At 59.2% G+C, this 14863-nt stretch carries 14 protein-coding genes and 1 pseudogene; 8 read left to right on the plus strand and 7 right to left on the minus strand.

Going from position 1 to position 14863, the window contains the following annotated elements; translation table 11 throughout:
- Nucleotides 1–152: pseudogene (locus WLY71_RS16785) on the minus strand (MBL fold metallo-hydrolase); the annotation flags it as partial.
- Nucleotides 153–265: 113 nt separating this feature from the next.
- On the opposite strand from WLY71_RS16785, the gene WLY71_RS16790 reads away from it, so the two are divergent.
- Both WLY71_RS16790 and WLY71_RS16795 read left to right on the plus strand, forming a co-directional pair.
- Nucleotides 266–1171: a LysR family transcriptional regulator gene (locus WLY71_RS16790; RefSeq protein WP_347804432.1), complete on the plus strand. Its 906-nt coding sequence runs from the start codon at nt 266–268 to the stop codon at nt 1169–1171.
- A gap of 221 nt (nt 1172–1392) precedes the next feature.
- On the plus strand, nt 1393–1569 hold the full coding sequence (locus tag WLY71_RS16795; protein WP_283189005.1) for a hypothetical protein: 177 nt from the start codon (nt 1393–1395) through the stop codon (nt 1567–1569).
- 9 nt (nt 1570–1578) lie between these two features.
- On the opposite strand, the gene WLY71_RS16800 is transcribed toward WLY71_RS16795, so the two are convergent.
- The gene (locus tag WLY71_RS16800; RefSeq protein WP_347804433.1) at nt 1579–2475 is read right to left on the minus strand and encodes a helix-turn-helix domain-containing protein; all 897 of its coding nucleotides are present in this window, start codon (nt 2473–2475) and stop codon (nt 1579–1581) included.
- Between the two features lie 188 nt (nt 2476–2663).
- Between WLY71_RS16800 and pobA the strand changes: the two genes are divergently transcribed.
- Both pobA and WLY71_RS16810 read left to right on the plus strand, forming a co-directional pair.
- Nucleotides 2664–3848, plus strand: coding sequence for a 4-hydroxybenzoate 3-monooxygenase (gene pobA / locus WLY71_RS16805; protein WP_347804450.1), 1185 nt, complete (start codon nt 2664–2666; stop codon nt 3846–3848).
- Between the two features lie 80 nt (nt 3849–3928).
- Nucleotides 3929–5446: an MDR family MFS transporter gene (locus WLY71_RS16810; RefSeq protein ID WP_347804434.1), complete on the plus strand. Its 1518-nt coding sequence runs from the start codon at nt 3929–3931 to the stop codon at nt 5444–5446.
- A gap of 87 nt (nt 5447–5533) precedes the next feature.
- Here the strand turns inward: WLY71_RS16810 and WLY71_RS16815 are convergent, their stop codons facing one another.
- The 4 genes from WLY71_RS16815 to WLY71_RS16830 all read right to left on the minus strand — a co-directional run bounded on the left by WLY71_RS16815 (nt 5534) and on the right by WLY71_RS16830 (nt 9618).
- Nucleotides 5534–6382 (minus strand): cache domain-containing protein, encoded by an 849-nt coding sequence (locus WLY71_RS16815; RefSeq protein ID WP_347804435.1) that lies wholly within the window; start codon nt 6380–6382, stop codon nt 5534–5536.
- A gap of 287 nt (nt 6383–6669) precedes the next feature.
- A complete protein-coding gene (locus tag WLY71_RS16820; protein ID WP_347804436.1) occupies nt 6670–7545 on the minus strand; it encodes an ATPase in 876 nt (291 codons plus the stop codon).
- 118 nt (nt 7546–7663) lie between these two features.
- A complete protein-coding gene (locus WLY71_RS16825) occupies nt 7664–8656 on the minus strand; it encodes an NAD-dependent epimerase/dehydratase family protein (protein WP_134417453.1) in 993 nt (330 codons plus the stop codon).
- Nucleotides 8657–8724: 68 nt separating this feature from the next.
- Nucleotides 8725–9618, minus strand: a complete 894-nt coding sequence (locus tag WLY71_RS16830; RefSeq protein ID WP_347804437.1) for a LysR family transcriptional regulator ArgP — start codon at nt 9616–9618, stop codon at nt 8725–8727.
- A gap of 96 nt (nt 9619–9714) precedes the next feature.
- Here WLY71_RS16830 and WLY71_RS16835 point away from each other — a divergent pair, with 96 nt between their 5' ends.
- From WLY71_RS16835 to WLY71_RS16845, 3 genes are all read left to right on the plus strand, one after another.
- On the plus strand, nt 9715–10116 hold the full coding sequence (locus WLY71_RS16835; RefSeq protein WP_033057513.1) for an ACT domain-containing protein: 402 nt from the start codon (nt 9715–9717) through the stop codon (nt 10114–10116).
- A 7-nt stretch (nt 10117–10123) separates the two neighbouring features.
- On the plus strand, nt 10124–10726 hold the full coding sequence (locus WLY71_RS16840) for a LysE/ArgO family amino acid transporter (protein WP_347804438.1): 603 nt from the start codon (nt 10124–10126) through the stop codon (nt 10724–10726).
- 177 nt (nt 10727–10903) lie between these two features.
- Nucleotides 10904–11500, plus strand: a complete 597-nt coding sequence (locus WLY71_RS16845; protein ID WP_008156084.1) for a superoxide dismutase — start codon at nt 10904–10906, stop codon at nt 11498–11500.
- A 58-nt stretch (nt 11501–11558) separates the two neighbouring features.
- Here the strand turns inward: WLY71_RS16845 and WLY71_RS16850 are convergent, their stop codons facing one another.
- Nucleotides 11559–11828: a DUF6124 family protein gene (locus tag WLY71_RS16850; protein ID WP_347804439.1), complete on the minus strand. Its 270-nt coding sequence runs from the start codon at nt 11826–11828 to the stop codon at nt 11559–11561.
- A 973-nt stretch (nt 11829–12801) separates the two neighbouring features.
- On the opposite strand from WLY71_RS16850, the gene WLY71_RS16855 reads away from it, so the two are divergent.
- Nucleotides 12802–14853 carry a putative bifunctional diguanylate cyclase/phosphodiesterase gene (locus tag WLY71_RS16855; protein ID WP_134417445.1) on the plus strand — a complete coding sequence of 684 codons (2052 nt, stop codon included), beginning with the start codon at nt 12802–12804 and terminating at the stop codon, nt 14851–14853.
- Nucleotides 14854–14863 lie beyond the last annotated feature (10 nt).

Here is a 14863-nt window from a genome sequence, read left to right on the forward strand (position 1 = left end):
CCGCTGACCAACACCGAGGTCACCGGGAAAATCGCCTTGTCGCCCGGGTTGTAGACGTCCAGGGTCAGGGTCGAGGCAGCCGCCGCGTGGGCGGCGAAACCGAGGGTGGCGGTGGCCAGCAAAATACGTTTAAGCGAGGGGAAGCCGATCATCTGTTGCTCCGTTGTCCGAATGCCGTGTTGGCGATGGGACAGAGCTTAGTTGCATGACTCAGTACAAAAAATGCGATGCTGGGACATAGTTTGTTTCTGAAAGCGGGCAAATGATGGATCGTCTACAAGCAATGCGGGTGTTCGTCACAGTGGTTGACCTCGGCAGCCAGTCGGCCGCCGCCGATCACTTGGACCTGTCACGGCCAGTGGTTTCGCGCTATCTGGCAGAGCTGGAGGACTGGGTCGGCGCACGCCTGATGCACCGCACCACGCGCAAGCTGAGCCTGACCGCCGCCGGCAGTGAAATCCTGCCCCGTTGTCGGCAAATGCTCGACCTGTCCACGGACATGCAAGCCGCCGTCAGCGAACCGGACGAGGCACCGCGCGGCGTGTTGCGCATCAGCGTCAGCACTTCGTTCGGTCAGGCACAACTGGCGGATGCCATGGCCGCTTACGTCAAACGTTATCCCGGCGTCAGCATCGACATGCAGATGCTCGACCGCACGGTGAACCTGGTGGATGAGCGCATCGATCTGGCGATCCGCACCAGCAACGACCTGGACCCGAACCTGATCGCGCGGCGGCTGACGGTCTGCCGTTCGGTGATCTGCGCCTCCCCCGCTTATCTGCTCGAACACCCGACGCCGCTGCGGGTCGAGGATCTGAGCCAGCACAATTGCCTGACCCACTCCTACTTCGGCAAAAGCCTCTGGCATTTCGAGGAGGACGGTGAGCAGGTGTCAGTGCCGGTGCAGGGCAACATCAGCGCCAACGAAGCCAGCACGTTGTTGCGCGCGGCGATGGCCGGTGCCGGGCTGGCGATGCTCCCCAGTTATCAGGCCGGCGTGCATATCCACAGCGGCGAACTGATCCGCCTGCTGCCCCATGCCGAACCCCGACAGATGAACGTTTACGCGGTGTATGCCTCACGCAAACACATGCCGGCGGCGTTGCGCAGCATGCTGGATTTTCTGGTGCTGAGATTTCCGGAAGAGCCGGAGTGGGATATCGGCCTGTAACCGGATCAAAAAATGTGGGAGCGAGCTTGCTCGCGATAGCGTTGGGTCAGTCGACACCCTTGTTGAATGATCAACCGCTATCGCGAGCAAGCTCGCTCCCCCAAGGGGGCATCAGTGTTCTGAATATCGGGTTACATACAAAACACGGCTTGCTGGCAACACACTGGCGCTGACCTATGCTGAAAGGAGTACCGAAGGGTATTCGTTCAGAGGTCAACGCCATGAACATCAAAACAAGAAGATACCTCGCGATTTTCATCACCTGCGCGGCCACGCTCGCGCTGTATGGCACCGCAGCCTGGCGCGTCGAGCAGTTGCGACAAATGCCCCGTGAATACGCGAGCTGCAACTTCGAACGCTGCATTCCCCACAACGCGACCCTCAACGCCCTCAAGTAACGAAGGGGATCAGGCCTCGTTGTCCTGATCGGCCTTCAAGCGGTCGCGAAATGCCTTGGGCGAGATCCCCACTCGACGCCGGAACAGGCGCGTGAAGTTGGTCGGATCAGAGAACCCCAACACGTCGGACATCTCATAAATTGTCATGCTGGTGTAGGTCAGCAAGCGCTTGGCCTCCAGCAATTGACGTTCGTGCATGATCTGCAACGCCGGTTGTCCCGCCAGCTCGCGGCAGGTGCCGTTGAGGTGGGACACGGAAATCCCCAGTCGATGGGCCAGGTCCTCGACTTTGACGTGCTGGCGATAGGTCTCTTCCACCAGTTGGATAAAACCGTTGAGGTATTCCCGGGCACGCTGCGGACGCTGGCTGGCGCTGCGGCGGGAAATCACTTGGCGGCTGACCCACACCATGATCACGCTGACCAGCGAATGCATGAGCATTTCGCGAGCCGGCTGGTGGCCGGTGTATTCGTCTTGCAGCGCTGAAAACAGGCTGTTGAGGTATTCACCGTCCTTGCCTGCCGGATAACTTTCAGCCTGTGCCAGAGCGCTCACCGAGTTGCCCAGTTGCGCCTGAAGATGGGCGACCAGCGGCGCGGCAAGGGTCACGACAAACCCTTCGACGTCCTCGGAAAATCGATAGCCATGCACCGATAACGGCGGCAAAACCAGGATCGCCGGCTCGGCCAGTTGCGTACGTTTGCCTTCGATTTCAAGCTCTGCCTGACCTTTGAATACGAAGAGCAACTGGCACAAATCGGCGTGGCGGTGGGGTTTGATTTCCCATTGGTGTTCGCGGCTGCGTTTGGAAATGGTTTCACAGTGCAGCAAGTCCGGGGTCGGCCAATCCAGGCTTTCACCGTAGAGCTTGAACACTGGAATCGAAGGTAGGTCAGGCTTGTTCATCACTTCAATCCAGGCCTCGGGGGTAGGCGGGCGATAATCGCACCGATTGGCAGAATGTACAGGTATCGGCTCAGTTTTCCCCTTCAATTGACAGACTCGCGAGAGAAAAATGCAAGCACTCGATCCATAAAAATTATTCACCGGCCCTGGCCGCGTGAAGCTTGCGAGCCATAAAAACAATGAAAACGCTGAAAACCCAAATCGCCATCATCGGCGCCGGGCCGTCCGGTTTATTGCTCGGCCAATTGCTGCACAACGCCGGCATCGACACCCTCATTCTCGAACGCCAGACCCCGGACTATGTGCTCGGACGAATCCGTGCCGGCGTCCTCGAACAAGGCATGGTAGAGCTGTTGCGCCAGGCCGGGGTGGGTCAGCGCATGGACGCCGAAGGGCTGGTCCACACAGGCTTCGAACTGGCCCTCGACGCACGCCGGGTACACATCGATCTGCAAGCCCTGACCGGTGGCAAAACGGTGATGATCTACGGTCAGACCGAGGTCACCCGCGACCTGATGGCCGCTCGTCGGGAGGCGGGTGCGCAGACGATTTACGAGGCAAGCAACGTAGTTCCTCACGGGATGAAAACCGAAGAGACGTTCGTGACTTTTGAGAAGGACGGCGAGCTGTATCGACTCGATTGCGACTACATCGCCGGGTGCGACGGCTTCCATGGCGTGGCCCGGCAGTCGATTCCTGCCGAGTGTCTGAAAGTGTTCGAGCGGGTCTATCCGTTTGGCTGGCTGGGGATTCTTGCCGATACCCCGCCAGTGCACGAAGAGCTGGTTTACGCCCGGCATGAGCGCGGTTTTGCCCTGTGCAGCATGCGTTCGGCCACCCGCACTCGCTATTACCTCCAGGTGCCGGCCGACGAGCACGTCGAGAACTGGTCTGATCAGCGCTTCTGGGATGAACTCAAATCCCGTCTGCCTTGCGAGTTGGCAGCATCGTTGGTCACTGGGCCTTCCAGCGAAAAAAGCATCGCGCCGTTACGCAGTTTTGTCGTCGAACCGATGCAGTATGGACGGATGTTTTTGGTCGGCGACGCCGCGCACATCGTCCCGCCCACCGGCGCCAAGGGCCTGAACCTGGCGGCCAGCGACGTCAGTACGCTGTTCACTATTCTGTTGAAGGTTTACCGAGAAGGCCGTGTGGATTTGCTGAAGAAATACTCCGAGGTCTGCCTGCGCCGGGTGTGGAAAGCCGAACGGTTTTCCTGGTGGATGACCTCGATGCTGCACCGCTTTGACGATAACGACGCCTTCAGCCAGCGGATTGCCGAGTCAGAACTGGGGTACTTCGTCGACTCCGAGGCCGGTCGAAAAACCATTGCAGAAAATTACGTAGGCCTTCCATACGAGGCTATCGAATAGCCTGCTATCGACTTACACTGGCGAGCATCCCCGCTCGCCTTGCTCCTTGCGGGTCAATCACTGTCCGCAGGTTCTAACCCGTGACCAATCTCAACCAGCCTGAAACGCCAAAACCGGCCATTCGCAGCGTGCTGATCGCCCTGATGCTGGCGATCTTTCTGGGCGCGCTGGACCAGACCATCGTCGCGGTGTCGATGCCGGCCATTTCCGCACAATTCAAGGACGTCAGCCTGCTGGCCTGGGTGATTTCCGGTTACATGATGGCGATGACGGTGGCTGTGCCGATCTACGGCAAACTGGGCGATCTGTACGGTCGCCGCAAGTTAATGCTGTTTGGCATGGGGTTGTTCACGGTCGCTTCGTTTTTCTGCGGCATGGCCCAGAGCATGGAGCAACTGGTGCTGGCGCGGATTCTTCAAGGCATCGGTGCTGGCGGGATGATTTCGGTCAGCCAGGCGATCATCGGCGACATCGTGCCGCCACGGGAACGCGGTCGCTATCAAGGCTACTTCAGCAGCATGTATGCCGTGGCCAGCGTGGCCGGCCCGGTACTCGGCGGTTACATGACCGAGTACCTGTCGTGGCGTTGGGTGTTCTTGATCAATCTTCCGTTGGGCCTCGGTGCCTGGCTGGTGGCCAATCGAACGTTGGTGGGTTTGCCAGTGCCACAACGCAAACCCATCATCGATTACCTCGGCACGTTGCTGATGATCATCGGTTTGACCGCCTTGTTGCTGGGCATCACCCAAGTCGGCCAGGGCCATTCGTGGCGCAGCGCCGAAGTGCTGGGCCTGCTCGGCTGTGCGGTGTTGGTACTGGCGCTGTTCGTCTGGCATGAACGCCGGGCGCGGGAGCCGCTGCTGCCCATGCATTTGTTCGCCAATCGCAATGCGATCCTGTGCTGGTGCACGATCTTCTTCACCAGTTTCCAGGCGATCTCGCTGATTGTGTTGATGCCGCTGCGCTTCCAGAGCGTTACCGGCGCCGGGGCCGACAGCGCCGCGTTGCACCTGTTGCCGCTGGCGATAGGTTTGCCGATCGGGGCGTATTTCGCCGGCCGCCGAACCTCGGTGACCGGGCGCTACAAACCCATGATTCTGACCGGGGCCCTAATCATGCCGATCTCGATTCTCGGTATGGCGTTCAGTCCTCCCCATGCATTTGTGCTAAGTAGTCTGTTCATGTTGCTCAGCGGGATCGCTAGCGGCATGCAGTTCCCGACTTCCCTGGTCGGAACGCAGAATTCGGTGGCACAACGGGACATCGGTGTCGCCACCAGCACCACCAACCTGTTCCGCTCACTGGGCGGCGCGGTGGGTGTAGCCTTGATGTCAGCCCTGCTGCTGGCGTTGTTACAGGACTCAAGTTTTGCCCACCTGGCCGGCTCTTCGATGATTGCCGAGGGCAGTTCGGGGAACGTCTTGCTCGATGGTTTGAACGCCACGCCGGGGGATGCGCAGAACGCCTTGCGCGCCGAACTGTTGCTGACCTTTCAACATTTGCTGATGGTCAGCGCGGCGGTGTCGCTGCTGGGGCTGGCGGCAGCGATTGCCATGCCGAACATGGTGTTGCGTGGGCGCGAGGACAAGGTCCGCTAAAAGCAAAAGATCGCAGCCTGCGGCAGCTCCTACAGTGGCATGCGTACACCCTTGCAGGAGCTGCCGCAGGCTGCGATCTTTTGATCCTCAAGGGCTGTAATACCCGACAGCCACCAGAAAATGCCCGACCTTTTTCAGGTAGGCATGCTTGTCCTCGACCTTGCCGGTCACCGGGTTTTTCCAACGGTATTGGTATTCGCCGTAGTCCTGCTTGGCCATCAGCGCCAGGATCGGCTCCCCAACCGGCTTGCCTTCCGGATCGTTGATCTTGCTGAAATCGGTATTGATCAACCGCAGGTTGGTGCCATGGGCGACATAACGCTGGTTGTTCAAGTCGACGACGAAGACATACAGGTCATCCTGCAAGTAACCGCCCTTGAGGGAGTTGATGGCCGTGAGCGTGCCCTTCTCGTCCTTGGCCAGATCGGCCGCTGCTTTGTTCAGCAACGCCATCGCCTGTTCCGCTGAGGCCCGTGGCAAGTAGTAACCGACCGCCAGGATCCGCTGACCGATGCGCTGGTAGAACACATGCTTGCGTTCGACCTTGCCGTCGGACCAGTTCTGCCAGCGGTATTCGGCCTGCTGAATGCCATTGCCCTCCGGCACGTTCAAGGCGTCTTTGAAGGCTTTCTGCAAATCCGGCCCAAGCACATCGGACACATCACGGCCAATCAACGCCGAAGACGGTCCGCCGCTGGCAAGCATCACGCCTTTGGTGTCGACCACGAACACGTAACGATCCTTGTCGACAAACTCCCCCTGACGGCTGAAAGCAGCGAAGGCCTTGTCGCCATTGTCGTGGTAGTACGCCAGGGCTTTTTCCAGCAAGGCTTTGGCAGCCTGGCTGTCATCCTTTTCCGTGCCGGCAGCTTGAACCTGGCCAAGACACAGCAAAAGCATCACGCCCAGCAAGGCCAACCTATGCAAAAACCCCATTACGCATCCCTCGTTCTTGTCGGTGTTTCAAGAGCGTAGACGGCTTGGGGATATGTACGAATATTCAGGAAAGCACAGAAGACGATCCTCTGTAGCAGCTGGCGAAGCCTGCGTTCGGCTCTGTAGCAGCTGTCGAGCCCCAGCGAGGCTGCGTTCGGCTGCGAAGCAGTCGTAAATCAACCAACGCGGTGCTTCAGGTAAACCGAGTTAATCGAATTGACGACTGCTGCGCAGCCGAACGCAGCCTCGCTGGAGCTCGACAGCTGCTACACAGGCCGGTTGACGACTCACTGCCTTGCGCGCAGCTGCTGCTGCAGATTCTGGATCTGCGCCTGAAGGGTGTTGATGTTGCGGGTGACCTGGCTACGGAAGGCGTCGAATTCGGCGGTATTGGTCCCGCCTGGCGTCGCGGCCGGGCGATTGTCCTGTTGGCTTTTGAGGACAATGACTTCCTGCTCCAGACGCTCGATGGCGGCGCTCGGGTTGCCTTGTTTCTTCAGTGCAACGATGTCGGAGCCAAGGCTTTTAAGTTGCGCGTCGAATTTGTCTGTGTCCGCCGGGGTGCTTTTCAGCACGGCTACATCGCTGTTCAAGACTTTGACCTGAGCCTGCAATTGAATGGTGGCGGTCTGTTGTTCGGTGCCTTGCTCGGTCATCTGCGCCAAGCGCTTATCCAGATCAGTGGCTTGTGCGCTCATCAGTGCCAGGCGCTTGTCCAGATCGCTGGTCTGGCCGACAACGCCTTGCTGTTGTTTGCTTTGATCCTGGAGTTTGCTTTCCAGCTGTTTGATTTGCAGCTTCAAGGCTTCGCTGTCGCTGCTGACGTTGGTCTGACTGGCGACAACCTTGCCGGAAATGTCCTGCAAGCGCCCCGCCGCATCCTCACTGATACGCGCGAAACTTTCCTGGGTCGCCACCAATTGCTGTTCCATCAGCGAGAGCTGCTGGAAGCTCCACCAGGCAAGGCCTGCAAACGCAAAGAACAAGGCGCCAACCAGCGCCCATAGCGGGCCGGTGCTCGGGCTTTTGACTTTGACGACTGGCGCGGTCCGCGAATGCACGGAGTTGCGAGCCGTGGTCGGAAAAACATCGTCGTCGAGGCTGTCGGCACGCAGGCTCGGTACATCGTCGAAGTCGTCGTTGGCATCGTTACGCATGGACATTGAGTCAACCTTTGTGGAACGCGGTGATGGCTTGATGCGGCGCAGTATAACCCCCACTGCCGCATCGATTGACCCTCAACCCCGAACTCGGTTCAGTGTGGCGGCGCTAACCCGTGCGTCAGCGGATGTCCTGGGCCTTCCACCAGCCGCAGAATTCATCGAGGGCGGTCCAGAGACTGACTTTGGGATCGTAGTCCAGATAATGCCGGGCGCGGCTGATGTCCAGGGTGAAATTTTTGTTCATCACCTGCATGCCCAGGCGCGACAGGGTCGGCTCGGGACGACCTGGCCACAACTTGCACACCCCTTCGTTAAGCGCCGCCACGGTGTAGGCCAAGCCGTAGGAACGGTAGCGGGTGACCTGTGGGACATCCATCTTGCGCATCACGTAATTGACCACGTCCCACAACGGCACCGGCGTGCCGTTGCTGATGTTGTAGGCCTTGCCCAAGGCCGAACCACTGGCCAGCAAACTGCTGAGCAACGCTTCATTGAGGTTTTGCACGCTGGTGAAATCAACCTTGTTCAGGCCGTTGCCGATGATCGCGAGCCGTCCTTTGCGCTGCATTTTCAGCAACCTCGGGAAGATGCTCATGTCACCAGCCCCCGTCACGAAACGCGGGCGCAGGGCCAGGGTTTCGAGGCCGAACTCCTGAGCGCCGAAAACCTTTTGCTCGGCCAGGTATTTGGTCGCGGCGTAGGGATGTTTGAAGCGCTTGGGCACCTGTTCTTCGGTCAGCCCCAGGTGATCGCGGCCATCAAAGTAGATCGACGGCGACGACAAGTGCACCAGTCGTCGAACCCGCTGTTTCAGGCAGGCCTCGACCACGTTTTCGGTAACCTGCACGTTGCCTTGATGGAAGTCCTGATAACGCCCCCACAAACCGACCGCACCGGCGCAATGCACCACGGCTTCGACGTCTGAGCACAGATCGCGTGCCAGTTCCGGGTCGCTCAAGTCCCCCTGGATGAACTCGGCGCCACGGCGCACCAGATGCTCCACACTTTCGGCCCGGCGACCGTTGACCCGCACGTCCAGGCCCTGCTCCAGGGCAAAACGCGCAAAGCGCCCGCCAATGAAGCCGCTTGCGCCGGTAACCAGAATCTTCATGAATTACTCCGAATATTTCGTTTTGCGTTTTGCATATTGCGTAAGGCGTCAGGTCTTGACGCTGCCCGTCAGTCCAACGGCACCAGCCATTGCTTCGACGAACGCACCAACTGATCGGTGAGTAACCCCAGTAACTGACCGCCATTGCGCCAATGATGCCAGTACAGCGGCACATCGATCGGCTTATCGGGCAAAAGCTCTACCAATACACCTCGCTCCAGTTGCTCGCGCACCTGCAGTTCAGGCACCAGGCCCCAACCGAGTCCCGCTTCCGTGAGGCGGATGAAGCCTTCGGACGAGGGGCATAGATGGTGTTCGAATCCGCCATCGACGCCGAGGGACGCGAGGTAGCGATGCTGTAGGAAATCGTCTGGGCCAAACACCAACGCGGGGGTTTTCGACAACAGATCGGCGCGCACACCTTCAGGAAAATGCCGGACGATAAATGCCGGGCTGGCCAACGCACGGTAGCGCATGGCCCCCAGCAATACGCTGCGCGCGCCGGCCACCGGGCGCTCGCTGGCGCAGACGCACGCTGCGACTTCACCGGCACGCATGCGTTTGAGGCCGACGGTCTGGTCTTCGACCACCAGATCGAGCAGCAGATGCTGCTGCGCACAAAAATCCCCGACCGCCACGGCCCACCACGTGGCGAGACTGTCGGCATTCAAGGCGATGCGCAGGCGTTCCGGCAGGCCTTCTTCGTCGAGTGCCGGCACCAGAGTTTGCAAGTCCCGTTCAAGTAAACGCACCTGCTGCACATGGTTGAGCAGCCGTCGGCCAATTTCGGTCGGGGCCGGCGGTGTCACCCGCACCAGCACCGGTTGGCCGACGCGCGCCTCGAGCAATTTGATGCGCTGGGAGATCGCCGATTGCGACAAACCGAGCACCTGAGCCGCACGTTCGAACCCGGCCTGCTCGACCACCGCGGCCAAGGCAGAAAGCAATTTATAGTCGAACATCAGTTTTCCTAATGAGCGATCAGCATGATTGGTTTTTCTTATACAGGCTGACACCGGAGAATGGCCAGCAAGAACTCTTCAACAAGGATCATCGACATGGCTGGCGAAACTTCATTGGCAACCTTGCTGCGCAGCATGAGCCCGCAACTCAACGTCGGCGAATACGTGTTCTGCACCCTGCGCGACGGCAAGTTGCCGGCAGGTCTTGAAATTGTCGGCAGTTTTCGCGAGCAGGAAGGTCTGACGGTGATTCTGGAACGTTCCCACGCCGAGAAGGCCGGTTTCAGTTTCGATTACGTCGCGGCCTGGATCACCTTGAACGTGCACTCGGCCCTCGAAGCCGTCGGCCTGACCGCCGCGTTCGCCACGGCATTAGGCCAGGCGGGTATCAGCTGCAACGTGATCGCCGGCTATTACCACGACCATTTATTCGTCGGCCAGGCCGATGCCGAACGCGCCCTGCACGTGCTGCGGGATCTGGCGGCCAACGCGGAGTAAACATCTTATGTGGCAAAGCTATGTGAACGGCCTGTTGGTGGCCGCGGGGCTGATCATGGCGATCGGTACTCAAAATGCGTTTGTGTTGGCTCAGAGCCTTCGGCGCGAACATCACCTGCCCGTGGCGGCACTCTGTGTGACCTGCGATGCCTTGCTGGTGGCCGCCGGAGTATTCGGCCTGGCGACGGTGCTGGCGCAGAACCCGACGTTGCTGGCAGTCGCCCGTTGGGGTGGCGCGGCGTTTCTGATTTGGTATGGCAGCCTGGCATTGCGTCGGGCCTGCTCGAAACAGAGCCTGCAACAGGGCGAAAACCAAACGGTGCGCTCGCTGCGCGCGGTGATGCTCAGTGCTTTGGCCGTAACGCTGCTTAACCCGCACGTTTATCTGGATACCGTGTTGCTGATTGGCTCTCTCGGTGCCCAACAAACCGAACCCGGCGCTTATGTCGTGGGCGCGGCCAGTGCGTCGCTGCTGTGGTTTTTCACCCTGGCGCTCGGCGCGGCGTGGTTGGCGCCCTGGCTGGCACGACCGAGCACCTGGAGAATTCTCGACCTGCTCGTGGCCGTGATGATGTTCACAGTGGCGGCCCAACTAATCACCAGCGCCTGATTTATTCCAAAAGGCTCTGGAACCTCTATCCCACACAGTTGTTGCGTGGTTATGCCGCACCCCCGGTGCTATGATCCGATCCGATGCGCCGCAAAGAGTACAAACTCCCCGGCGCTTGTCTGGCCGCCCGTGATCGGCCTTGCGCTCACCGCAACTGACCTGATTAGGAGAATCATCATGGCTTTCGAATTGCCGCCGCTGCCTTACGCACACGATGCCCTGCAGCCGCACATTTCCAAGGAAACTCTGGAATACCACCACGACAAGCACCACAACACCTATGTCGTGAACCTGAACAACCTGGTGCCAGGCACCGAGTTCGAAGGCAAGACTCTGGAAGAAATCGTCAAATCTTCCTCGGGCGGTATCTTCAACAACGCCGCTCAGGTCTGGAACCACACCTTCTACTGGAACTGCCTGGCGCCAAACGCCGGCGGTCAACCTACCGGCGCGCTGGCTGAGGCGATCAACGCAGCCTTCGGTTCGTTCGACAAGTTCAAGGAAGAGTTCAGTAAGACTTCCATCGGCACCTTCGGTTCCGGTTGGGGCTGGCTGGTGAAAAAGGCTGACGGTTCCCTGGCCCTGGCCAGCACCATCGGCGCCGGCAACCCGCTGACCAACGGCGACACCCCGCTGCTGACCTGCGACGTCTGGGAACACGCTTACTACATCGACTACCGCAACCTTCGTCCAAAATACGTCGAAGCGTTCTGGAACCTGGTCAACTGGAAATTCGTGGCTGAGCAGTTCGAAGGCAAAACCTTCACCGCTTAAGATCGATGCCAGTCAAAAAAACCCGGCTTTTGCCGGGTTTTTTATTGCCTGGAGAATGTCAGGTCGCCTGCGGATCGACGTTATCCAGCGCCCGATTAACGGCTAAGTCCGCCAACATGACGATCTGCGCAATGGCCAACGCCGTACTGCGCTGGGAGCCGGTCAGGTAGGTGGCGAAATCACTGGCCAAGACGTTGGCTGAAGCCAATGACTCACAGGCGTGGGCCAGGAGGGATTCGGTATCCATGCCGGGGGCGATCATGAACATAGTGTTGGGACTGTTGGGTTTGGTGGTGTTGAAGGGGGGATCGGGGATTAACTTATCCACTTACATTTCCTTTTGAGTTTAGAGCCATCGATTCCCGATCTCACTCGAAGAAGAGGTGGCAGCTATGTGCAGGGTGAGATCACCGGCAAAAGGAACCCGGCCGGACCGAAGTCCGCCCGCACACAGCCGCCATAAAACAATTGCTGACAGCCTGGAGCTGGCGGCAATTATGGAGGGCCTAGCGCTGGTTTCCAATTGCTTAGTCGGGGATCTCACTCCCGATCGCTGATTTTCAGCGACACCCAAAAGGTTATTGAACCCGCTTCCTACGGGCAACCTGAAAACCTCGTGGGAAAGGTCTGGTTTTTTTACCGCAGTTTAAACGGACGCATCCGTTGCCTGTGCGGCCGCCATCGCGAGCAAGCTCGCTCCCACAGGGGATCGGCGTACGCCTTTCGCTCCTCACCACTCAACAGGCCGAGCGTTAGCTCGCCTGCAGCTTTTGATTTTGATCCACCTGCCCCTATCGGGAGGCTGAGTGGAGGTGTTCATCTGGGGGGGAGGCGCGCAGCGCCGTTCGAGGAAGTCGAACACATCGAGAGGAGGTCAAAGCGAAGCCGACCGGAGGCGATGCCCCCAGATGAATGCCGGAACGAAGGAACGCCGAGCCGAAGCGAGGGGCCGGACGCTCGGGGCGAAACCAATAGCGGCCGTTACCGCAGAAATGGATATGTACACAGGGTGTATCCGCAGAAACCAAGGCGATTTCCCACGATGAAACCAGCCTTCAGCCCCTTGCCCCAACGCCACAGCCGTCTAACATCAACCAAACGGAAAATATGTCCAAATCCCCCTCAAGTTGAAGGCCCCAACAACCGACACAGTGCAAATAGCGCAAATACTCCAAACGACAGCATTTCGGCCAAGCTACAGGCAAAACCCCATGTGATTGATTGTCCCTTTGACTGCCATCACCGGATTGCCAATACTCATGGCAACTTGACGCTACCCGCACGGAACAAGGAATGACTCTTTGAAGCTGGAACTCAAGAACAGCTTATCGGTGAAGTTGCTTCGGGTCGTGCTCCTGTCGGCATTGATCGTCGGCGTGGTCTTGAGCTGCGCGCAGATCGTTTTCGATGCCTATAAAACACGCCAGGCCGTGGCCAGCGATGCCCAACGCATCCTCGACATGTTCCGCGACCCCTCGACCCAGGCCGTCTACAGCCTGGACCGGGAAATGGGTATGCAGGTGATCGAAGGCCTGTTTCAGGACGACGCTGTGCGCAAGGCCTCCATTGGCCATCCCAACGAAGCCATGCTCGCGCAAAAGTCTCGCGAGCTGCAGCATTCCGACAGTCGCTGGCTGACCGACCTGATCCTCGGCAAGGAACGCACCTTCACCACCCAGCTGGTGGGTCGCGGCCCTTACAGCGAGTATTACGGCGACTTGAGCATCACCCTCGACACCGCCACCTACGGCCAGGGTTTCATCGTCAGTTCGGTGATCATCTTCATCTCCGGCGTGTTGCGTGCGATGGCCATGGGGCTGGTGCTGTACCTGGTCTATCACTGGCTGCTGACCAAGCCGCTGTCCCGGATCATCGAACACCTCACGGAAATCAATCCGGATCGCCCCAGCGCACACAAAATCCCGCTGCTCAAGGGGCATGAAAAGAACGAACTGGGGATCTGGATCAACACCGCCAACCAGTTGCTCGAGTCAATCGAGCGCAACACTCATTTGCGCCACGAAGCGGAAAACAGTCTGCTACGCATGGCCCAGTACGACTTCCTCACCGGCCTGCCGAACCGCCAGCAATTACAGCAGCAACTGGACAAAATCCTGGTAGACGCCGGCAGGTTGCAACGTCGGGTCGCGGTATTGGTGGTCGGCCTCGATGACTTCAAGGGCATCAACGAACAATTCAGCTACCAGACCGGCGACCAACTGCTGCTGGCCCTGGCCGATCGCCTGCGAGCTCACAGCGGCCGCCTTGGCGCCCTCGCCCGCCTCGGCGGCGACCAGTTCGCCCTGGTTCAGGCCGACATCGAACAACCCTACGAAGCGGCCGAACTGGCCCAAAGCATTCTCGATGACCTGGAAGCGGCATTTGCCCTCGATCATCAGGAGATTCGCCTGCGCGCCACCATCGGCATCACCCTGTTCCCCGAGGACGGTGACAGCACCGAGAAACTGCTGCAAAAAGCCGAGCAGACCATGACCCTGGCCAAGACTCGCTCGCGCAACCGTTATCAGTTCTATATCGCCAGCGTCGACACCGAGATGCGCCGCCGTCGCGAGCTGGAAAAAGACCTGCGCGACGCCTTGGCCCGTGGCCAGTTCTACCTCGTCTACCAGCCGCAGATCAGCTATCGCGATCACCGGGTGGTGGGTGTCGAGGCGCTGATTCGCTGGCAGCATCCCGAGCACGGGCTGGTTCCGCCAGACTTGTTCATCCCCCTGGCCGAGCAGAACGGCACCATCATCGCCATCGGTGAATGGGTGCTGGATCAGGCGTGCAAGCAATTGCGCGACTGGCATGACCAGGGTTTCGTCGACCTGCGCATGGCGGTGAATCTGTCCACGGTGCAGCTGCACCACGCCGAGTTGCCACGGGTAGTCAACAATTTGCTGCAGATGTATCGCCTGCCACCGCGCAGCCTGGAGCTGGAAGTCACCGAAACCGGCCTGATGGAAGACATCAGCACGGCCGCCCAGCACCTGCTGAGTCTGCGCCGCTCCGGTGCGCTGATCGCGATCGACGACTTCGGCACCGGTTACTCGTCATTGAGCTATCTGAAAAGCCTGCCGCTGGACAAGATCAAGATCGACAAGAGCTTCGTTCAGGACCTTCTCGATGACGACGACGATGCGACCATCGTTCGGGCCATCATCCAGCTGGGCAAGAGCCTGGGCATGCAGGTGATTGCCGAAGGCGTGGAAACCGCCGAGCAAGAGGCCTACATCATCTCCGAGGGCTGTCACGAAGGTCAGGGCTATCTCTACAGCAAGCCACTGCCGGCGCGGGAATTGAGCGCGTATCTGAAACAGGCCCAGCGCAGTAACGCGGCTATTTTGTAGAAGATCAAAA

Source organism: Pseudomonas rossensis (genome assembly GCF_039888995.1).
In the GTDB taxonomy this organism is placed as follows: Bacteria; Pseudomonadota; Gammaproteobacteria; order Pseudomonadales; family Pseudomonadaceae; genus Aquipseudomonas; species Aquipseudomonas rossensis.